This window comes from Ruegeria sp. H4 (assembly GCF_056533065.1).
Genome location: NZ_JBQFOC010000002.1, coordinates 14,600 through 32,292 on the forward strand (window position 1 = coordinate 14,600; position 17,693 = coordinate 32,292).

At 57.0% G+C, this 17,693-nt stretch carries 17 protein-coding genes and 3 tRNA genes; 14 read left to right on the plus strand and 6 right to left on the minus strand.

The features are described from left to right. Nucleotides 1-11 precede the first annotated feature (11 nt). The 5 genes from ACR0KG_RS11460 to ACR0KG_RS11480 all read left to right on the plus strand — a co-directional run bounded on the left by ACR0KG_RS11460 (nt 12) and on the right by ACR0KG_RS11480 (nt 4,150). Nucleotides 12-1,013 carry a DctP family TRAP transporter solute-binding subunit gene (locus tag ACR0KG_RS11460; protein ID WP_480827360.1) on the plus strand — a complete coding sequence of 334 codons (1,002 nt, stop codon included), beginning with the start codon at nt 12-14 and terminating at the stop codon, nt 1,011-1,013. A 112-nt stretch (nt 1,014-1,125) separates the two neighbouring features. After that, nucleotides 1,126-1,803 carry a TRAP transporter small permease gene (locus ACR0KG_RS11465; RefSeq protein WP_480827361.1) on the plus strand — a complete coding sequence of 226 codons (678 nt, stop codon included), beginning with the start codon at nt 1,126-1,128 and terminating at the stop codon, nt 1,801-1,803. Continuing rightward, entirely contained in the window at nt 1,803-3,179 is a 1,377-nt protein-coding gene (locus tag ACR0KG_RS11470; RefSeq protein ID WP_170537003.1) for a TRAP transporter large permease, read from the plus strand. Before ACR0KG_RS11465 ends, ACR0KG_RS11470 begins: the two co-directional genes overlap by 1 nt. Before the next feature lie 139 nt (nt 3,180-3,318). Next, entirely contained in the window at nt 3,319-3,630 is a 312-nt protein-coding gene (locus ACR0KG_RS11475; protein WP_170537001.1) for a DMT family transporter, read from the plus strand. A gap of 73 nt (nt 3,631-3,703) precedes the next feature. Then, entirely contained in the window at nt 3,704-4,150 is a 447-nt protein-coding gene (locus tag ACR0KG_RS11480; RefSeq protein WP_480549420.1) for a nucleoside deaminase, read from the plus strand. Between the two features lie 8 nt (nt 4,151-4,158). On the opposite strand, the gene tpiA is transcribed toward ACR0KG_RS11480, so the two are convergent. Next, the gene (gene tpiA / locus ACR0KG_RS11485; RefSeq protein WP_480549418.1) at nt 4,159-4,908 is read right to left on the minus strand and encodes a triose-phosphate isomerase; all 750 of its coding nucleotides are present in this window, start codon (nt 4,906-4,908) and stop codon (nt 4,159-4,161) included. Between the two features lie 123 nt (nt 4,909-5,031). Here tpiA and ACR0KG_RS11490 point away from each other — a divergent pair, with 123 nt between their 5' ends. Beyond that, nucleotides 5,032-5,943 carry an isopenicillin N synthase family dioxygenase gene (locus tag ACR0KG_RS11490; RefSeq protein WP_480827362.1) on the plus strand — a complete coding sequence of 304 codons (912 nt, stop codon included), beginning with the start codon at nt 5,032-5,034 and terminating at the stop codon, nt 5,941-5,943. Here ACR0KG_RS11490 and ACR0KG_RS11495 read toward each other — a convergent pair. Beyond that, nucleotides 5,940-6,305 (minus strand): HesB/IscA family protein, encoded by a 366-nt coding sequence (locus ACR0KG_RS11495; RefSeq protein ID WP_480549414.1) that lies wholly within the window; start codon nt 6,303-6,305, stop codon nt 5,940-5,942. The two genes, ACR0KG_RS11490 and ACR0KG_RS11495, sit on opposite strands and share 4 nt — an antisense overlap. Nucleotides 6,306-6,461: 156 nt before the next feature. Here ACR0KG_RS11495 and ACR0KG_RS11500 point away from each other — a divergent pair, with 156 nt between their 5' ends. Further along, nucleotides 6,462-6,788: a hypothetical protein gene (locus ACR0KG_RS11500; protein ID WP_480827363.1), complete on the plus strand. Its 327-nt coding sequence runs from the start codon at nt 6,462-6,464 to the stop codon at nt 6,786-6,788. Between the two features lie 233 nt (nt 6,789-7,021). Here the strand turns inward: ACR0KG_RS11500 and ACR0KG_RS11505 are convergent, their stop codons facing one another. The 3 genes from ACR0KG_RS11505 to ACR0KG_RS11515 form a co-directional block, all read right to left on the minus strand. Next, nucleotides 7,022-7,384: an SUF system Fe-S cluster assembly protein gene (locus tag ACR0KG_RS11505; RefSeq protein ID WP_170536990.1), complete on the minus strand. Its 363-nt coding sequence runs from the start codon at nt 7,382-7,384 to the stop codon at nt 7,022-7,024. A gap of 89 nt (nt 7,385-7,473) precedes the next feature. Beyond that, nucleotides 7,474-7,752, minus strand: coding sequence for an NfeD family protein (locus tag ACR0KG_RS11510; RefSeq protein WP_353007303.1), 279 nt, complete (start codon nt 7,750-7,752; stop codon nt 7,474-7,476). Next, nucleotides 7,752-8,642 (minus strand): SPFH domain-containing protein, encoded by an 891-nt coding sequence (locus ACR0KG_RS11515; protein WP_480541682.1) that lies wholly within the window; start codon nt 8,640-8,642, stop codon nt 7,752-7,754. Before ACR0KG_RS11515 ends, ACR0KG_RS11510 begins: the two co-directional genes overlap by 1 nt. Nucleotides 8,643-8,806: 164 nt before the next feature. On the opposite strand from ACR0KG_RS11515, the gene ACR0KG_RS11520 reads away from it, so the two are divergent. From ACR0KG_RS11520 to lon, 4 genes are all read left to right on the plus strand, one after another. Next, nucleotides 8,807-9,718, plus strand: a complete 912-nt coding sequence (locus ACR0KG_RS11520; RefSeq protein ID WP_480549412.1) for a nucleoside hydrolase — start codon at nt 8,807-8,809, stop codon at nt 9,716-9,718. A gap of 63 nt (nt 9,719-9,781) precedes the next feature. Continuing rightward, nucleotides 9,782-10,912 (plus strand): tRNA guanosine(34) transglycosylase Tgt, encoded by a 1,131-nt coding sequence (tgt, locus tag ACR0KG_RS11525; protein ID WP_480549410.1) that lies wholly within the window; start codon nt 9,782-9,784, stop codon nt 10,910-10,912. Between the two features lie 92 nt (nt 10,913-11,004). Next, nucleotides 11,005-11,412: a DUF6636 domain-containing protein gene (locus ACR0KG_RS11530; protein WP_480541675.1), complete on the plus strand. Its 408-nt coding sequence runs from the start codon at nt 11,005-11,007 to the stop codon at nt 11,410-11,412. 224 nt (nt 11,413-11,636) lie between these two features. Next, the gene (gene lon / locus ACR0KG_RS11535) at nt 11,637-14,045 is read left to right on the plus strand and encodes an endopeptidase La (RefSeq protein WP_480827364.1); all 2,409 of its coding nucleotides are present in this window, start codon (nt 11,637-11,639) and stop codon (nt 14,043-14,045) included. A 114-nt stretch (nt 14,046-14,159) separates the two neighbouring features. Here lon and ACR0KG_RS11540 read toward each other — a convergent pair. Then, nucleotides 14,160-14,234: transfer RNA gene (locus ACR0KG_RS11540), tRNA-Val, on the minus strand. A gap of 202 nt (nt 14,235-14,436) precedes the next feature. Between ACR0KG_RS11540 and ACR0KG_RS11545 the strand changes: the two genes are divergently transcribed. The 3 genes from ACR0KG_RS11545 to uvrA all read left to right on the plus strand — a co-directional run bounded on the left by ACR0KG_RS11545 (nt 14,437) and on the right by uvrA (nt 17,676). After that, nucleotides 14,437-14,513, plus strand: a tRNA-Asp gene (locus tag ACR0KG_RS11545). Nucleotides 14,514-14,565: 52 nt separating this feature from the next. Continuing rightward, nucleotides 14,566-14,642 (plus strand) — tRNA-Asp (locus ACR0KG_RS11550). Between the two features lie 175 nt (nt 14,643-14,817). Further along, nucleotides 14,818-17,676 (plus strand): excinuclease ABC subunit UvrA, encoded by a 2,859-nt coding sequence (gene uvrA, locus ACR0KG_RS11555; protein ID WP_480827365.1) that lies wholly within the window; start codon nt 14,818-14,820, stop codon nt 17,674-17,676. Nucleotides 17,677-17,693: the final 17 nt, after the last annotated feature.

A 17,693-nucleotide genomic window follows, 5' to 3' on the forward strand; every position in this document is an offset into this window, starting at 1 on the left:
GAGGAAGACAGATGAAATTTCTAGCAACCGCCGCAACGGCGATGGCGCTTACGGTAACCGCTACAGCAGGCATGGCGGCCTGTGATGACGGCGAGATTGTCGTCAAATTCGCGCATGTGACCAACACCGACAAACACCCCAAGGGCATCGCTGCCTCGCTGCTGGAGCAGCGCGTCAATGACGAGATGCAGGGCGTGATGTGCATGGAGGTATATCCGAACTCCACCCTCTACAACGATGACAAAGTGCTTGAGGCGATGCTGCAGGGCGATGTGCAATTGGCCGCGCCATCGCTGTCGAAGTTCGAGAAATTCACCAAGCAGTTCCGCCTGTTTGACTTGCCGTTCATGTTCAAGAACATCGATGCTGTGGATGCGTTCCAAGCATCAGCAGATGGTCAGGCGATGAAAGACAGCATGCAGCGCCGTGGCCTGCAGGGGCTGGCCTTCTGGCACAATGGCATGAAGCAGATGTCGGCCAACAAGCCTTTGGTTGATCCGTCCGATGCGGATGGACTGAAGTTCCGTGTGCAATCTTCGGACGTTCTGGTTGCTCAGATGGAAGCCATTGGCGGCAGCCCGCAGAAAATGGCCTTCTCGGAAGTCTATGGCGCGCTGCAGCAGGGCGTTGTGGACGGGCAGGAGAACACTTGGTCGAACATTTACGGCAAGAAGTTCTTTGAGGTGCAGGACGGCATCACCGAGACCAATCACGGTATCATCGACTATCTGGTTGTGACCTCGGTGGACTGGCTGGACAGTCTGGATCCGGAAGTGCGTGACCAATTCACGACAATTCTGGCCGAAGTGACCGAGCAGCGGAACAAAGAAGCCTTTTCGGTTAACGAAGCGGCCAAAGCCTCGATCACCGACGCAGGCGGCATCATCCGCGATTTGACACCTGAACAGCGTCAAGCCTGGGTCGATGCGATGAAGCCTGTTTGGGATCAATTCGCTGGCGACGTAGGTCAGGACAAGATCGACGCCGCTCAGGCGATCAACGCCGGGTTCTGATCCGGATCGGGCCACGCGTCGGGGGACTGGGGAGTATCCAACGCGCAGGCTGGGCGGGCTGTGAAAGCCCGCCCGCTATCACTCTCATCACAAAAATTGCGGGGACAGAAAGATGTCTGGTGCGAAATCCGGCCCGACCGGGCTGGTCGACCATATCGAAGAAACCCTGATTGCATTGCTGCTGGGCCTTATGACGGCCGTAACCTTTGCCAATGTGATCGCCCGGTTCTTCTTTAATTCCAATATTCTATGGGCGCTGGAGCTGACAGTGTTCATGTTCGGCTGGCTGGTTCTGCTGGGCGCTTCTTATGCAGTAAAAAAGCACGCGCATCTGGGCGTTGATGCGATCCTGAACATGCTGGCCCCTGGACCGCGTCGCATATTGGCGCTGATTGCCGTCGCCTGTTGTCTGGTTTTCTCGCTTTTGCTGCTCAAAGGGTCCTATGACTACTGGGCAGTGTTCGCGGATTTGCCGCCCACATCAGGCCGCTGGTTTCCCACGGGTCTGAATTTTGATGCGCGCAGTCAAAGCTTTTACGAAGTTGACGATATCCCGATGATCGCTCCGCTGCGGTTTCTGGAGGGCCTGATCAACTACGGCGAATACTACGAAAAACTACCCAAGGTCGTTCCTTACTTCATCCTACCCCTTTCGATGCTGCTGCTGGTGATCCGCTTTGCGCAAGTCGCCGTTCAGATCTGGCGTGGTGAGACCGACCGCCTGGTCGCCAGTCACGAGGTCGAGGACGAGATCGAAGAGGTCCGGGCTCAGCAAGGAGAGCACAACTAATGGACGTCGTACTTCTCTTTTCAATGGTCATTGGCCTCCTGCTGATCGGTGTTCCGATTGCCGTGGCTTTGGGCCTCAGCTCGACCCTGTTCCTGCTGATCTATTCCGACAGTTCATTGGCTTCGGTCGCAGGAACACTGTTCGAGGCGTTCGAGGGGCACTTTACCCTCCTTGCGATCCCCTTCTTCATTCTGGCCTCGTCCTTCATGACGACGGGTGGCGTGGCGCGGCGGATCATCCGGTTCTCGATTGCGTGCGTGGGGCATTTGCCGGGCGGTCTGGCAATCGCGGGTGTTTTCGCCTGTATGCTGTTTGCAGCACTGTCCGGGTCGTCCCCGGCGACCGTTGTGGCCATCGGCTCCATCGTGATCGCCGGGATGCGTCAGGTGGGTTATTCCAAGGAATTCGCCGCCGGTGTGATCTGTAACGCGGGCACTCTGGGCATTCTGATCCCGCCGTCGATTGTGATGGTGGTCTACGCCGCGGCCGTCGAGGTTTCGGTCGGGCGGATGTTCCTGGCGGGTGTTATTCCGGGCCTGATGGCCGGTCTGATGCTGATGATCACCATCTATGTCATGGCCAAGGTTAAGAACCTGCCGAAGGGCGATTGGAAGGGCTGGGGCGAAATCTTCGTCTCGGCGCGCGAGGCTGGTTGGGGCCTGTTCCTGATCGTAATCATCCTGGGCGGTATCTATGGTGGTATCTTCACACCAACCGAGGCCGCAGCCGTGGCCGCTGTCTACGCCTTCCTGATTGCCAGCTTTGTCTACAAGGATATGGGGCCGCTCAGCACGGAAGAAGGGACTGCGAATATCTCGCTGTTCAAGAAACCCCACGCGCTGATCACAGCGTTCTTCCATCCTGACACCAAGCACACGCTGTTCGAGGCTGGTAAGCTGACCGTCACGCTGCTGTTCGTCATCGCCAATGCGCTGATCCTGAAGCATGTTTTGACCGACGAACAGGTGCCACAGCACATTGCCGAGGCGATGTTGTCTGCTGGGCTGGGTCCTGTAACCTTCCTGATCGTGGTGAATGTGATTCTGCTGATCGGTGGTCAGTTCATGGAACCTTCAGGTCTGTTGGTGATCGTTGCACCTCTGGTGTTCCCGATTGCAATCGAACTGGGCATCGACCCGATCCATTTGGGCATCATCATGGTGGTGAACATGGAGATTGGGATGATCACACCGCCGGTTGGGCTGAACCTGTTCGTGACGTCCGGCGTTGCCGGCATGCCGATGATGGGTGTCGTGAAGGCTGCGCTGCCCTTCCTGGCGGTGCTGTTCGTCTTCCTAATCATGGTGACGTATATCCCGTGGATTTCGACCTTCCTGCCGAACTCGGTCATGGGGCCTGAAATCATAACGAACTAGCGTGTGGCTGGCCGGGCAGCAGATGTTGCCCGGCCGGACTTGAACCCCGGGACAGGGATACATATCTCTGTTTCAGAGGACGACCTCCCCACCACGGGCAGATCATGCGGGACGGCCCGCTTTGATATGGGGTCACCTCATGGCATGGATCATGCTTGTTTTTGCCGGAATACTAGAAATTGTTTGGGCGGGTGCGATGAAGCAATCCGCTGGTTTTACACGGCTGTGGCCGACCGCGATCATGGGCGTTTCGATGATCGGGTCGTTTGGACTACTGTCACTGGCGATGCGAGACCTGCCGCTAGGCACCGCTTACACGATCTGGGTCGGTATTGGTGCGGTTGGCGCGTTTGTGGTTGGCGTCACCGTGTTGGGTGAAGCGCTGACTCCTATGCGCTTGTTGGCCGCGGCCCTCATCATTGCGGGGATCGTAACGATGAAGCTGGCGTGATGGCGGCGTTGACGCCTGCATCTGTATTCGTCACGCTGCTGACAAAACACCGATCCGAGGAGGTTTGCTCGACATGATGACAGACACCGACATGCGCCTACTGCGCATTGCCTATGATGAGGCGAAAGCGGGGTTTGACGAAGGTGGCTGCCCAATCGGGTCGGTGTTAGCCCGGGGTGGAGAGGTTGTGTCCAGAGGGCGCAACCAACGGGTGCAGCGTGGTGACCCGATCGCCCATGGCGAAATGGATGCCTTGCGCAAAGCGGGGCGACAGAAGACCTATCGCGATACGGTCCTCTATACCTCTTTGTCACCCTGCATGATGTGTGCGGGCACCATCGTGCAATTCGGAATCCCACGCGTAGTGATCGGGGACACTCAGAACTTTGGCGGTAATGAAGCGTTTCTGCGTGAACGCGGCGTTGAGGTTGTCTTAGCCGAAGACCCAGAATGTATCGCCTTGATGAAGCGGTTTATCGCGGAGAAGCCCGAGCTTTGGGCGGAAGATATCGCTGAGTAACATCCGTCTCACGTCGCACACAATGCGTCGATAATACCCGAGAAATCATCTGCTTTCAGACTGGCGCCGCCCACCAGCGCACCATCCACATTCGAAACGCCAAATATCTCAGCTGCGTTCGACGGCTTGACTGAGCCACCGTAAAGCACGCGCACTGAACGGCCGACACCCTCGCCAAATCGGCGTTCAAGACGTGCACGAATGAAATCGTGTACGGCCCCAATCTCGTCCAGAGTTGGGACTTTGCCGGTGCCAATGGCCCAGATCGGTTCATAGGCGATGATCAGGTTCTCGCCAGTGGATTGATCGGGGATCGAGCCTGACATCTGACCGCCAATGATGTCCAGCGTGTTGGCCGCTTCGCGCTGTTCCAAGCTTTCACCGACGCAGATGACGGCTTGCAGCCCTGCGTCCATGACAGCACGGGCCTTTGCGCGGATATCTTCATTTTGCTCGCCATGGTCCACACGGCGTTCCGAATGGCCCAGGATCACCGCTGAGGCGCCCGCATCCCGCAGCATCTCGGCGCTGATGTCGCCGGTGTGTGCCCCCGTGCTTTCCGCGTGGCAATCCTGGCCACCAACGGCCACACCAGAACTTTCGACGGTTGTCGCAGCACGCTCTAGCAACGTGGCTGGCGGGCAGATCAGGATATCGACTTCGGGCGTTGGATAGCGCGCTGCCAATGCTTCAAGCTCGGCAAGGGCCGCGCCGGTTCCGTTCATTTTCCAGTTTCCCGCCGCCAGCTTGCGCCGCATATCCGTTTCTCCTGCTAGATCCGCGATTTGCCTTTCGGATAGCACCGTTGATCGGAGCTTACAATTCAGGTTGCAGTTCCGGCTGCACCTCGGCACGGTCCGCCGTGATTCGGTGAGGGCGCCATGATTGATAATCTTGATCTCGAAAAACTGGATAGCCGCGATAAGGACGAACTTATCCGGCTTCAGCAGGCCATCGGGCAGGTGGGTTTTTTGACCATCGGAAATACCGGGCTGAGTGCTGAACGGGTGCAGCAGGTGATTTCGACTTACTTCGACTTCTTCCGGCTGCCTGAGCAGGATAAGAAACTGGTCGATATGGCTGCGACCGGGTCAAACCGGGGGTGGGGCGCGCCGAAATCTGAACAGGTGGATCCGAACGCCAACCCGGATTTCAAAGAGGTCTTTGATTGCGGCTATGAGCTGCCTGAGCTGAGCCCGTATCGCGCGCGCAAACTGAGCGTCTATGCGCCGAACCAGTGGCCCGAGGCACCGGAAAGCTTCGAGCAGACCATCCGCGCCTACTATGCAGATGCGTGTGGTGTAGCAATGCAGGTGCTACGCGCGATCGCCGTGGCCCTGGGTCGAGATGCTGACAGTTTCGACACGGCCTTTGACACACCAATGGCTCTGCTGCGCGGGAATTATTATCCGCAGCGGCCTATCTGGGCGGGCGAGAAGGATTTCGGTATTGGGGCCCATACCGATTATGGCTGCCTGACCCTGCTGGCGACCGACGGAACCGCAGGCCTAGAAGTTCGTATGCCTGACGGGACCTGGGAAAAGGTGGAGGCCGCGCCGGGCACGTTCGTCATCAACTTTGGTGAAATGCTTGAGTTCTGGACCGCAGGCCGCGTCAAGGCGACCGAACACCGGGTGGTTGGCGGGGCTCATGAACGGATTTCGGTCCCGTTGTTTTTTAACCCGTCCTACGACACAAATGTTGCGCCGCCTGAGTCAGATCAGGTGATTTCGGCAGGTGAGCACTTAACGAAACGCTTCAACGAAACCTATGTGCATCTAAAGTCGGCCTAAGCCTCTGAAGAAAGGCTTTCGTCAAATTTGATTGACTCACCGCATCCGCAGGCGTCGACCACGTTCGGGTTTCTGAACTTGAAACCGGATTCTAGCAGCGAGACCTCATAGTCAATCTCGGTGCCGAACAGGAACATCTGCGCCATAGGGGCGATCATCACGCGTGCGCCGTCTTGCTCGACGACCTCATCATGGGGGTCGGCCTCATCCACATAGTCCATGGTGTATTCCATGCCAGCGCAGCCGCCCTTTTTGACGCCGATGCGCAAACCGGCATGCCCACCTGTTGTCATCAGGCGGGTGATCTGCTCTGCAGCTTTGGGCGTCATGGTCACGGCTTGTTTGCCGGGAGTGCCGAACATCTGTGTCTCCGTCGTCACGCGTTTGTTCTAATCTAGGCCCGACACGGGCCGGGCTCAAGAGAGCGCGCATTCAATTTCTGTTTCTGCTGCGGGTTGTCATCGGTGGCTGCGTCGCTTTAGCCTGCGAGCAGATAGTTTTGAAAGAGGTCAGATGCGATGACGGTGCAACACATAGCTAGAAAAAGCATATTGATGGGTTTGCTCTGCTTCGCTGTTGCGCAACCGTCGATGGCTGCCGATGACACAAAGCGGCATCCAGTTAACTGCGCGACTGCGCCCGGTGATTTACGCGCGATTGCAGCTGAGAAGCGACATGCTGAAGATCAGCAGGTCGAAAGTGTTGTTTCGATTCTGCCCGCTGGCGCTCTGCTGGGTCTGGTGACGGGAACTGAGAACAAACATCTTAAGATGTTAGCAGGCGACTATATCAAACAGCTTGATGCACGCGCGGCCGAGATCAGATCGACTTGTAGCATACCATAAGTATTTGTTAGACAATGAAAAAGACCGCTCTCGGGCAAGAGCGGTCCAAATTCGGGGCCGGGCGACGGGGGGCGGCGCATTGGTCACGGCCCAAGTGCATCACTGCGTTCAACCTGTGCGATTGTAGATGCGCCGTATATGTCCCGCAGCAATGTGACAACCGACACACAGCAAGGTAACGCAAAACCTAATGTTTTGTGACAATCCGCGTTCCGCAGACGGTTCAGGCTGAATTACATAAAGCCGAGTTCAAGCCGCGCTTCGTCGGACATCATGTCCATGCCCCAAGGGGGTTCCCATGTCAGTTCGACATCAACCTCTTTCACGCCAGCCACGGGTTCGATGGCTTCGACAATCCAGCCTGGCATTTCCCCGGCAACCGGGCATCCCGGGGCGGTCAGGGTCATGATGACTTTGACGGCATTATCTTCCTTGATGTCGATTGTGTAGATCAGGCCCAGGTCATAGATATTGACTGGAATTTCAGGGTCATAAACCGTTCGGCACGCATCCACCACTTGATCGTATAGAGGATGTTCGATTGTCGAGGGCGCAATCAAGGGTGCACCTTCAAACTGTTCGCTGGGATGGGTCATCATTGCCTCGGGTCAGTTGCCTGACTTTTTATATAGGGAATGGCCTGCCCAGCGTCCAGTCATGCCGTCCGGGCAATGCCAGAATGGTGTCAGTCATTGATATCGTGCTGGAATGTTTTCACTTGGCCATGCGGCAGTGCGAACATGCGGCGCAAAATCAGCCAAGCAATCAGCGACAGAACCGCAAAAATCAGCAACAGGATGGGCAGCGAAGGCGCGACTCCGGGGATGACCAGAATCAAACCTGTGATCGCGGCTCCGATCGCAAAGCCCAAAAAGATGAACCCGGGCAGAACCAGTTCCAATATGCCGAGCGCCAGGGCGCCCGCCAACCAGATCCACCATGTCAACCAAAAGGGATCAGCCATTACTTTGCTCCTTTCAGCATCTTAAACGCATCTCCAAATGCTTCCAAGGCGTTGGCCGGAACAACGATAGTCTGTTTGCCCGAACCATTGCCCAATGCGTTGAGCGATTCCACCTGTTTCAGGGCAACTTGGTACTGGGCGGCCTCAATCCCGTTGTCCTGAATGGCCTTGGCTACAACACCGGTAGCATAGGCTTCGGCATCGGCCTGAATGCGGCGCGCTTTGGCCGATTGCTCGGCGGCATAAAGTTCAGCATCTGCCTGTAGCTCTACTGCTCGTTTCTGACCTTCTGCCTCGGTCACCTGCGCACGGCGCGCACGTTCGGCGTTCAACTGCTGCAACATCGCGTCCCGCGTTGCTTGGTCAAGGTTCACGTCCAGAATTTCTGCACGCGTCACCTCAATCCCCCAGTCATCCACGGCAGTTTCAACGCTTTCCTGAATGCGGTTTATCAGTTGGGCTCGGTTCGATTGAACCTCATCCAGATCCATTTTACCGATCTCGGCGCGAACGATACCGGCAACCGTGGTGGCAATCGCGCCGTCCACATCGCGGATACGGTAGACAGTCTTTTCAGGCTCCAGAATCCGGTAGAAAACCGAGGTGTCGATCTGCACCAACACGTTGTCCTTGGTAATCGCGTCCTGCGTTGCATTTGGCAGCTGACGTTCCAGGATCGAGATCTTGTGGCGTGCAACATCCAGAAACGGAACAATAAAGTTGATGCCGGGCCCCAGCACCGAGTGCAAACGCCCGAACCGTTCGACTACGTATTTCTCAGATTGCGGCACGATTTTAATGCCCTTGAGAATAACGATGACGACCAGAACGGCGCCAAGCAGGTAGATAATGTTCGATGAAAGCAATCCGATGATCTGCTCTTCTGTCATATCTGTCCTCATTTATTGTGTACTATAGTATACATTTGGGGATTGAGTCGCCCGATTTCAACTCAGGTATGGCGTGAATGCGGTTGGATGCAAATAGTGTCGCGACTGGGCGAAGACGACAGTGATCGCTTTGCATCTGCATGTGACTGCGGTATCGGGGCGGAATGAAACTGATAATTGATACAGACCCCGGCATCGATGACGCGATGGCCATCGCTTACGCTGCTGCGGCACCCGAGATTGACCTGATCGGTTTGACAACGGTTTTTGGCAATACACATGTCCACCAATCCAGCCGGAACGCCCGGTTTCTGGTCGACAAATTGGGTTTGCATATCCCCGTTGCCCAAGGCGCGAGTGCGGCTCATGGCAAAGACGATCACAGCCCATCCGAGCATGTGCACGGGCCAGAAGGCTTTGGTGATCTGACCGATATCCCCGAGATCGGGCAGAACCACGACCTGACAGCGGCTGAGTTTCTGGTCGAAATGGCGCACGAACATGCTGGTGAACTGGTGATCTGTGCCATCGGTCCGCTCACCAATATCGCCGATGCGATGGCACTGGACCCGGCGTTTTCAAAGAATCTTGGGCGGTTGGTGATCATGGGCGGCGCGGTCTATTGCCCCGGAAACATCACTCCGCATGCCGAAGCCAATATCTATCACGATGCGCAGGCCGCCGATGCGGTTTTTGCCGCGCCGCCCGAAACGGTTCTGGTGGGTTTGGATGTAACGCTGAAAACGCTGTATCAAAACGCCGATTTTGAGGCGCTGTCGCAGAAATCATCCGATATAGGGGTGTTCCTGCGCGACATCTCCAAGTTCTATTTGCAGTTCTACAAGGAGATCGGCGGCCTGGATGGCTGTGGCCTGCATGACTCGACCGCTGTGATCGCCTGTACCCATGACCATATGTTCGATTTGGTTCAAACAGGGGTGCAGGTGACTACCGAAGGAGATGCGTTGGGCGCGACAATACCGCAGGATGGCCGCCCGCCCGTGACCGTATGTCGAGATGTGGATGGGGCAGGGGTGGTTGACCTCTTCACGGCCCGCGTCGCTTCGCTGCCCTGACGGGTTGCAATGCATCAGCGGATCGGGCAAAGCCTGCCCGGTTCCGCGATCTGAGATGATGATATGACCCAGCCGTTTTCATTTGACCTCAAAGCCACCGATGGCAAGGCCCGCACAGGTGTTATCAACACGCCCCGTGGTGAGGTGCGCACGCCAGCGTTTATGCCGGTCGGAACGGCGGCGACGGTCAAGGCGATGATGCCGGAAAGCGTGCGCGCAACCGGGGCGGATATCCTGCTGGGAAACACCTATCACCTGATGCTGCGTCCCACAGCTGAGCGGATCGATAGGCTAGGTGGTCTGCACAAGTTCATGAACTGGGACCGGCCCATTCTGACGGATTCGGGCGGGTTTCAGGTTATGTCTCTGGCCGGGTTGCGCAAACTGACCGAGAAGGGCGTGACCTTCAAATCCCATGTGGATGGGTCGAAACACGAACTAACGCCGGAACGGTCGATGGAGATCCAACGCCTGCTGGGCTCGGATATTGTGATGTGTTTCGACGAATGCCCTTCGCTGCCCGCTGATCGGGATCGGATCGCCGAGTCGATGCGGCTGTCGATGCGGTGGGCCGAGCGGTCTCGGGAAGCGTTTGGCGACCGCCCGGGCCATGCGCTGTTCGGCATCATGCAGGGCGGGTTGGAACAAGACCTGCGCGAAGAAAGCGCCGAGGCGCTGAAGGCGATTGGTTTTGAAGGCTACGCCATTGGTGGTTTGGCTGTCGGTGAGGGGCAGGAAGCGATGTTCGACTGCCTCAACTACGCGCCCGACTTCCTGCCCACGGACAAGCCGCGCTATCTGATGGGCGTGGGCAAGCCCGACGATATCGTGGGTGCCGTTGCGCGCGGCGTCGACATGATGGATTGCGTATTGCCATCACGCTCAGGGCGCACAGGGCAGGCGTTTACGAGACGTGGTGTCGTCAACATCAAAAACGCCCGCCACGCTGATGATCCGCGCCCGCTGGACGAGGAATGCTCGTGCCCGGCCTGTTCGAACTATTCGCGCGCTTATTTGCATCATGTGTTCCGGTCGAATGAGATGATTTCGGGCATGCTGCTGACTTGGCACAATTTGCATTACTTCCAGGACATCATGCAGGGCATGCGGGATGCGATCGCTGCCGGAACTTTCGACGCGTGGCAGGCTGAGTTTCATGCTACGCGCGCGCAAGGTGATATCGAGCCGCTATAGCCGTCCCGTTCGGGTGACAATAGCGTGGTTTTCAGGTAGTCTAAGACCACTTCAAGCAACGCTATTTTTAGTTCGTGACCCGGAGAGTTTTGATGTTTCGCCTTTTTCTCGGTGCAGCCGTTTTCTGCGCGACACCTGCTATTTCAGATGTCTGGACCTTTGAAACCCCATCCGAAAATATTCAATGTTCGGTGGGCGAAGGCGCTGAGTCTTCTGATATCCAGTGCACGATAATCGAAAAGTCCGGCCAGCCCGCATTGCCGCGGCCTTCGGACTGCCAATCCGACTGGGGCCATGATTTCTTGATGTTCAATACCGGCCCTGTGGAAATGCTGTGCCAGCCGCTGAATCGAAACCGCGACGGGTTTGAACGTGCGGAATATGGGGTCACGGGCCAGTTTGGTGGATTTACCTGCAGTTCCTCTCGGAAAGGTCTGGAATGCCGCAATCAGGACGGCCACGGATTTTTCCTGTCCCGCGCCGTGCAGCGTGTGTTCTGAATTTTGGCTGCGTATTTTGCATGCGTAGGGCTCTAATTTCGGTGGATATCTCGGTCGGGCGCCTTGCAGTCCGGAAAGCCTCGGGTCATGCTGAGAACTGAGACATGATGGTGAGGTTGAAATAGGGCCCATACAGCCCCACCTTTAACCATCCAAGACAGGAGACGGCCAGCGGTTGCCTCAAGCAGGGACCAGAGCCGTCTTGCCAACGATAAGGATAGAGCATGCAAGAGCCTCTGAATTCCTCATACCCCGTCCTGCCGCTGCGCGATATTGTGGTGTTCCCGCATATGATCGTGCCGCTGTTCGTGGGCCGAGACAAATCGGTCCGCGCGCTGGAAGAGGTGATGCAGGATGATAAGCAAATTCTGTTGTCCAGCCAGATCGACCCCGGTGTCGATGATCCGGAAGTGGACGGCATCTATCAGGCCGGTGTTTTGGCCAATGTGCTGCAGCTGCTGAAACTGCCCGATGGCACCGTGAAGGTGCTGGTCGAAGGGCAGGCGCGCGTGCAGATTACGGAATTCCTTGAAAACGATCAGTTTTTCGAGGCCCGTGCCGAGTATCTGACCGAAATTCCTGGCGATGTGACCACCACGCAGGCGCTGCTGCGCACTGTGGCGGATGAATTTGAGCGCTATGCAAAAGTGCGCAAGAATATCCCTGAAGAGGCCCTGACCGCAGTCGGTGAAACCACCGAGCCTGCCAAGCTTGCCGACCTTGTGTCGGGTCATCTGGGCATTGAGGTTGAACAAAAGCAAGAACTGCTGGAGACGCTCTCGGTCAGTGAGCGGCTTGAGAAGGTCTATGGTCTGATGCAGGGCGAAATGTCGGTGCTTCAGGTCGAGAAAAAGATCAAGACCCGCGTCAAATCTCAGATGGAGAAGACCCAGCGCGAGTACTATCTGAATGAGCAGATGAAGGCCATTCAGAAGGAGCTTGGCGATGGCGAGGACGGCTCTAACGAAGTTGCCGAGCTGGAAGAGAAAATCGTCGAGACCAAGCTGTCGAAAGAGGCGCGCGAAAAAGCCGAAGGCGAGCTGAAGAAGCTGCGCAACATGAGCCCGATGTCGGCTGAGGCCACCGTCGTGCGCAACTACCTGGACTGGATCCTGTCGCTGCCGTGGGGCACCAAATCCCGTGTGAAAAAGGACTTGAGCCGCGCGCAGGACATTCTGGACGCTGATCACTATGGCCTTGAAAAGGTTAAGGAGCGGATCGTTGAGTATCTGGCGGTTCAGCAGCGCTCGAAGAAGCTGAAAGGCCCGATCCTGTGCCTTGTTGGCCCTCCGGGTGTGGGTAAAACCTCGCTGGGTAAGTCCGTTGCCAAAGCCACGGGGCGCGAGTTCATTCGCATCTCGCTAGGTGGTGTGCGCGACGAATCCGAGATTCGGGGCCACCGCCGGACTTACATTGGCTCGATGCCCGGCAAGATCATTCAGGCGCTGAAAAAGGCGAAAACCACGAACCCACTGATCTTGCTCGATGAAATCGACAAGATGGGGCAGGACTTCCGTGGGGATCCGGCTTCGGCAATGCTGGAGGTGTTGGACCCGGAACAGAACAACACGTTCATGGATCACTACCTTGAGGTGGAATATGACCTGTCCAACGTGATGTTCCTGACCACGTCTAACAGCTACAACATGCCTGGGCCTCTGCTGGACCGGATGGAGATCATTCCGCTGGCTGGTTACACCGAAGAGGAAAAATCCGAGATCGCCAAGCAGCACCTGATTGGCAAGCAGGTCAAAAACCATGGTCTCAAGGCCAAAGAGTTTGAACTGACCGATGAGGCGCTGCAATCGATCATCCGCACCTACACCCGTGAGGCGGGTGTGCGGAACCTTGAACGTGAGATCGCCAAGGTTGCGCGGAAATCGCTGACCAAGATCATCAAGAAAGAGGCGGACTCGGTTACCGTGACGCCGGACAATCTGGACGATTTCTTGGGTGTGCCGAAGTTCCGCTATGGCCTGGCCGAGCAGGACGATCAGATCGGCGTTGTGACCGGTCTGGCCTGGACGTCCGTGGGCGGTGATCTGCTGCATATCGAGGCGTTGAAACTGCCCGGCAAGGGGCGGATGAAAACCACCGGTAAGCTGGGCGATGTGATGAAGGAATCCATCGACGCGGCGTCGTCTTACGTACGGTCGATCTCGCCGAAGATCGGGGTCAAGCCGCCGCAATTCGATAAGCTGGACATCCACGTCCACGTACCGGATGGGGCAACGCCCAAGGATGGCCCATCGGCGGGTCTGGCGATGGTCACGTCGATTGTCTCGGTCCTGACCGGTATTCCGGTGCGCAAGGACATCGCAATGACGGGCGAGGTCTCGCTGCGCGGGAACGCGATGCCGATCGGTGGTTTGAAGGAAAAACTGCTGGCAGCGCTGCGTGGTGGCATCAAAACGGTTCTGATCCCGGAAGAGAATGAAAAGGATCTGGCCGACATCCCAGACAATGTGAAGGACGGGCTGGAGATCATCCCGGTCAAACATGTCTCGGAGGTGCTGAAACAGGCGCTGGTGCGTGATCCTGAACCCATTGATTGGGACGAGGCCGCTGAGGAAGCAGCCGCTGCCGCTGCCAAAGCTGCGGAAAGTGCGGGTCCTTCAGCGACTGCGCACTGAGCTTTCAAGCAGAATTCAAAGAGGCGGGCCATTAGGTCCGCCTTTTTCGTTTTTTTGGAAGCGGTTTAGCGAGCAAACCCGCTGCGGGGTTTAAACAAGTCTTCAAAGGTAAGATGGTGGGTGATAAGAGATTTGAACTCCTGACATCTTCGATGTGAACGAAGCGCTCTACCACTGAGCTAATCACCCATAGCGCGTGCTGTTATCGCGTCCCAAAAGGCTGCGCAAGCCCGAGCTGCTCGGAAAACGCTGTGTGAGACACGAAAATGGGGCCTTCGATTTGGGCCGCATGGAAAAATCAGGCTTCTGTCAAAAAACTTCAAAACGCCGCTTGACGATGTCGGGGCGGGGTCATAATACACCCCAACGTTCCATCGGGAACGGGCAGTGGGCGGTTGTAGCTCAGTTGGTTAGAGTACCGGCCTGTCACGCCGGGGGTCGCGGGTTCGAGCCCCGTCAACCGCGCCATCACTGTCAGCCTTTGATCCGGGCAAACGGATCGGACATAGACCCAAAATGCGCGGTTGTAGCTCAGTTGGTTAGAGTACCGGCCTGTCACGCCGGGGGTCGCGGGTTCGAGCCCCGTCAACCGCGCCATTTTCTTTCGTATACGCAGTGTCATCAAAGCGCAGGCCGCGCCCTGCGTGTTTGCCTTGCATCCTGTCAGGATGTGTCGGCAATAATCCAAAAGTTCCGCCTTTGTTCTAACTTTTCTGTTGGAGACTCAGCGCCACTCGCCTATTTCTGAGTGACGTGTTTGTTGGGGGCCAGAATGGCTGAGCTGAAAAATATCGAGGTGCGCGGCGCGCGCGAGCATAACCTCAAGGGGATCGATGTGGATATCCCACGAGATCAGCTGGTGGTGATCACCGGCCTTTCGGGCTCGGGCAAGTCTTCGCTGGCCTTTGACACGATCTATGCCGAGGGTCAGCGCCGCTATGTCGAAAGCCTGTCCGCCTATGCACGTCAATTCCTGGACATGATGGAAAAACCGGATGTGGACCACATCAGCGGCTTGAGCCCGGCGATTTCCATCGAGCAGAAAACCACGTCGAAAAACCCGCGTTCGACTGTGGGGACCGTGACCGAGATTTACGACTATCTACGTCTGCTGTTCGCACGGGCAGGGACGCCCTATAGCCCCGCAACCGGCCTGCCAATCGAGGCTCAGCAGGTGCAGGATATGGTCGACCGGATCATGACGATGGAGGAGGGGACGCGGGGGTACCTGCTGGCCCCCATCGTGCGGGATCGGAAAGGCGAATATAAGAAAGAGTTTCTTGAACTGCGCAAGCAGGGGTTCCAGCGTGTGAAGGTCGACGGTGACTTTTACGAGCTGGACGAACCACCCACGTTGGACAAGAAATTCCGTCACGATATCGACGTGGTGGTCGACCGTCTGGTGGTCCGCAAAGGGATGGAGACCCGGCTGGCCGACAGTCTGCGAACCGCTCTGGACCTTGCGGATGGCATTGCCGTTCTGGAAACAGCTCCGCGTGAAGGTAACCCAGAGCGTATCACGTTTAGCGAAAATTTTGCCTGTCCGGTCAGTGGTTTCACCATCCCTGAGATCGAACCCCGGCTATTTTCCTTCAACGCCCCCTTCGGCGCATGCCCGGATTGTGACGGCCTGGGGGTTGAGCTGTTCTTTGACGAACGGCTGGTTGTGCCGGACCAGACATTGAAACTGTATGATGGGGCCTTGGCCCCGTGGCGGAAGGGTAAGTCTCCGTACTTTCTGCAAACTATCGAGGCCATCGCACGGCATTATGAGTTCGACAAGAACACGCCGTGGAAAGATTTACCCAAGAAGGTACAGCAGGTGTTCCTTCGTGGCTCAGGTGAGGAGGAAATCCAGTTCCGTTACGACGAGGGTGGTCGGGTCTATCAGGTCACGCGCAGTTTTGAAGGTGTGATCCCGAATATGGAACGCCGCTATCGCGAGACCGACAGTGCCTGGATCCGGGAAGAGTTCGAGCGGTATCAGAACAATCGTCCCTGCGGGACCTGCGAAGGGTATCGCCTGCGCCCCGAAGCGCTGGCCGTGAAGATCGCCGGTCTGCATGTCGGGCAGGTTGTTGAGATGTCAATCCGAGAGGCGCTGGCCTGGGTTGAGGATGCACCAAACCATCTTTCCGCCCAAAAGAATGAGATCGCGCGGGCTATTTTGAAGGAAATCCGCGAACGGCTGGGGTTCTTGAATAACGTCGGTTTGGAATACCTTACGCTGTCACGTTCAAGTGGCACTTTGTCCGGTGGTGAAAGCCAGCGTATCCGGTTGGCCAGCCAGATCGGCTCGGGCCTGACCGGCGTTTTGTATGTGCTGGATGAACCCTCTATCGGGTTGCACCAGCGCGATAATGATCGGTTGCTGGGGACGCTCAAGAACCTGCGGGATCAGGGCAATACCGTGATTGTGGTCGAGCATGACGAAGAAGCCATCCGCGAGGCGGATTACGTCTTCGACATCGGCCCCGGTGCCGGTGTGCACGGCGGGCAGGTTGTCAGCAAAGGTACTCCGGGCGAAATTGCGGCAGATGCGGCCTCGGTCACCGGGCAATATCTGGCCGGAACGCGCGAGATTGCGGTCCCGACTGAGCGGCGCAAAGGCAACGGCAAGAAACTGACCGTTGTGAAAGCGACGGGCAATAACCTCAAGAATGTGACCGCAGATTTTCCACTGGGCAAGTTTGTCTGTGTCACGGGCGTGTCCGGCGGGGGGAAGTCGACGCTGACGATTGAGACATTGTTCAAAACCGCCTCGATGCGGTTGAACGGCGCGCGGCAAACTCCGGCGCCGTGCGAGACGATCAAAGGGTTGGAGCATCTGGACAAGGTTATCGACATTGACCAGCGACCGATTGGGCGTACGCCGCGGTCCAATCCAGCGACCTACACCGGGGCGTTCACGCCGATCCGTGACTGGTTCGCCGGACTGCCTGAGGCGAAGGCACGCGGGTACAAGCCAGGGCGGTTCAGCTTCAACGTCAAAGGGGGGCGGTGTGAGGCCTGCCAGGGCGACGGTGTCATCAAGATCGAGATGCACTTTCTGCCTGATGTCTATGTCACCTGCGAAACCTGCAAAGGCGCACGGTACAACCGCGAGACGCTGGAGATAAAGTTCAAAGGCAAATCCATCGCTGATGTACTCGATATGACCGTGGAGGATGCGCAGGAGTTCTTCAAGGCGGTGCCCTCGATCCGGGACAAGATGGACGCTCTGGCGCGCGTGGGGCTGGGTTACATCAAGGTTGGTCAGCAGGCCACAACCTTGTCGGGGGGCGAGGCACAGCGGGTGAAACTGTCAAAAGAACTCAGCAAACGCTCGACCGGGCGGACGCTGTATATTCTGGATGAACCGACGACAGGCCTACATTTCGAGGATGTGCGTAAGCTACTGGAAGTGCTGCATGAATTGGTTGATCAAGGGAACACCGTTGTCGTGATCGAACACAATCTGGACGTTGTGAAAACCGCAGACCACATCATTGATATCGGCCCTGAGGGCGGTGATGGAGGTGGTGAGATCGTGGCGACCGGTACGCCGGAAGACGTGGCCGAGGTCGAACGCAGCCATACAGGGCGGTATCTGAAGCCTATGCTGTCTGGGACACGTGTGGCGGCCGAATAGGGCGCGCGTTTCTTTGA

Excerpts from the sequence above, each read along its gene's own strand:
- ACR0KG_RS11520 (WP_480549412.1), top strand. The coding sequence starts at position 8,807 with ATGAAACTGATAATTGATACAGACCCCGGCATCGATGACGCGATGGCC.
- ACR0KG_RS11500 (WP_480827363.1), top strand. The coding sequence starts at position 6,462 with ATGACGGTGCAACACATAGCTAGAAAAAGCATATTGATGGGTTTGCTC.
- ACR0KG_RS11460 (WP_480827360.1), top strand. The coding sequence starts at position 12 with ATGAAATTTCTAGCAACCGCCGCAACGGCGATGGCGCTTACGGTAACC.
- tgt (WP_480549410.1), top strand. The coding sequence starts at position 9,782 with ATGACCCAGCCGTTTTCATTTGACCTCAAAGCCACCGATGGCAAGGCC.
- ACR0KG_RS11470 (WP_170537003.1), top strand. The coding sequence starts at position 1,803 with ATGGACGTCGTACTTCTCTTTTCAATGGTCATTGGCCTCCTGCTGATC.
- ACR0KG_RS11480 (WP_480549420.1), top strand. The coding sequence starts at position 3,704 with ATGATGACAGACACCGACATGCGCCTACTGCGCATTGCCTATGATGAG.
- ACR0KG_RS11515 (WP_480541682.1), bottom strand. The coding sequence starts at position 8,642 with ATGACAGAAGAGCAGATCATCGGATTGCTTTCATCGAACATTATCTAC.
- uvrA (WP_480827365.1), top strand. The coding sequence starts at position 14,818 with ATGGCTGAGCTGAAAAATATCGAGGTGCGCGGCGCGCGCGAGCATAAC.
- ACR0KG_RS11495 (WP_480549414.1), bottom strand. The coding sequence starts at position 6,305 with ATGTTCGGCACTCCCGGCAAACAAGCCGTGACCATGACGCCCAAAGCT.
- ACR0KG_RS11510 (WP_353007303.1), bottom strand. The coding sequence starts at position 7,752 with ATGGCTGATCCCTTTTGGTTGACATGGTGGATCTGGTTGGCGGGCGCC.
- lon (WP_480827364.1), top strand. The coding sequence starts at position 11,637 with ATGCAAGAGCCTCTGAATTCCTCATACCCCGTCCTGCCGCTGCGCGAT.
- tpiA (WP_480549418.1), bottom strand. The coding sequence starts at position 4,908 with ATGCGGCGCAAGCTGGCGGCGGGAAACTGGAAAATGAACGGAACCGGC.
- ACR0KG_RS11530 (WP_480541675.1), top strand. The coding sequence starts at position 11,005 with ATGTTTCGCCTTTTTCTCGGTGCAGCCGTTTTCTGCGCGACACCTGCT.
- ACR0KG_RS11490 (WP_480827362.1), top strand. The coding sequence starts at position 5,032 with ATGATTGATAATCTTGATCTCGAAAAACTGGATAGCCGCGATAAGGAC.
- ACR0KG_RS11475 (WP_170537001.1), top strand. The coding sequence starts at position 3,319 with ATGGCATGGATCATGCTTGTTTTTGCCGGAATACTAGAAATTGTTTGG.
- ACR0KG_RS11465 (WP_480827361.1), top strand. The coding sequence starts at position 1,126 with ATGTCTGGTGCGAAATCCGGCCCGACCGGGCTGGTCGACCATATCGAA.
- ACR0KG_RS11505 (WP_170536990.1), bottom strand. The coding sequence starts at position 7,384 with ATGACCCATCCCAGCGAACAGTTTGAAGGTGCACCCTTGATTGCGCCC.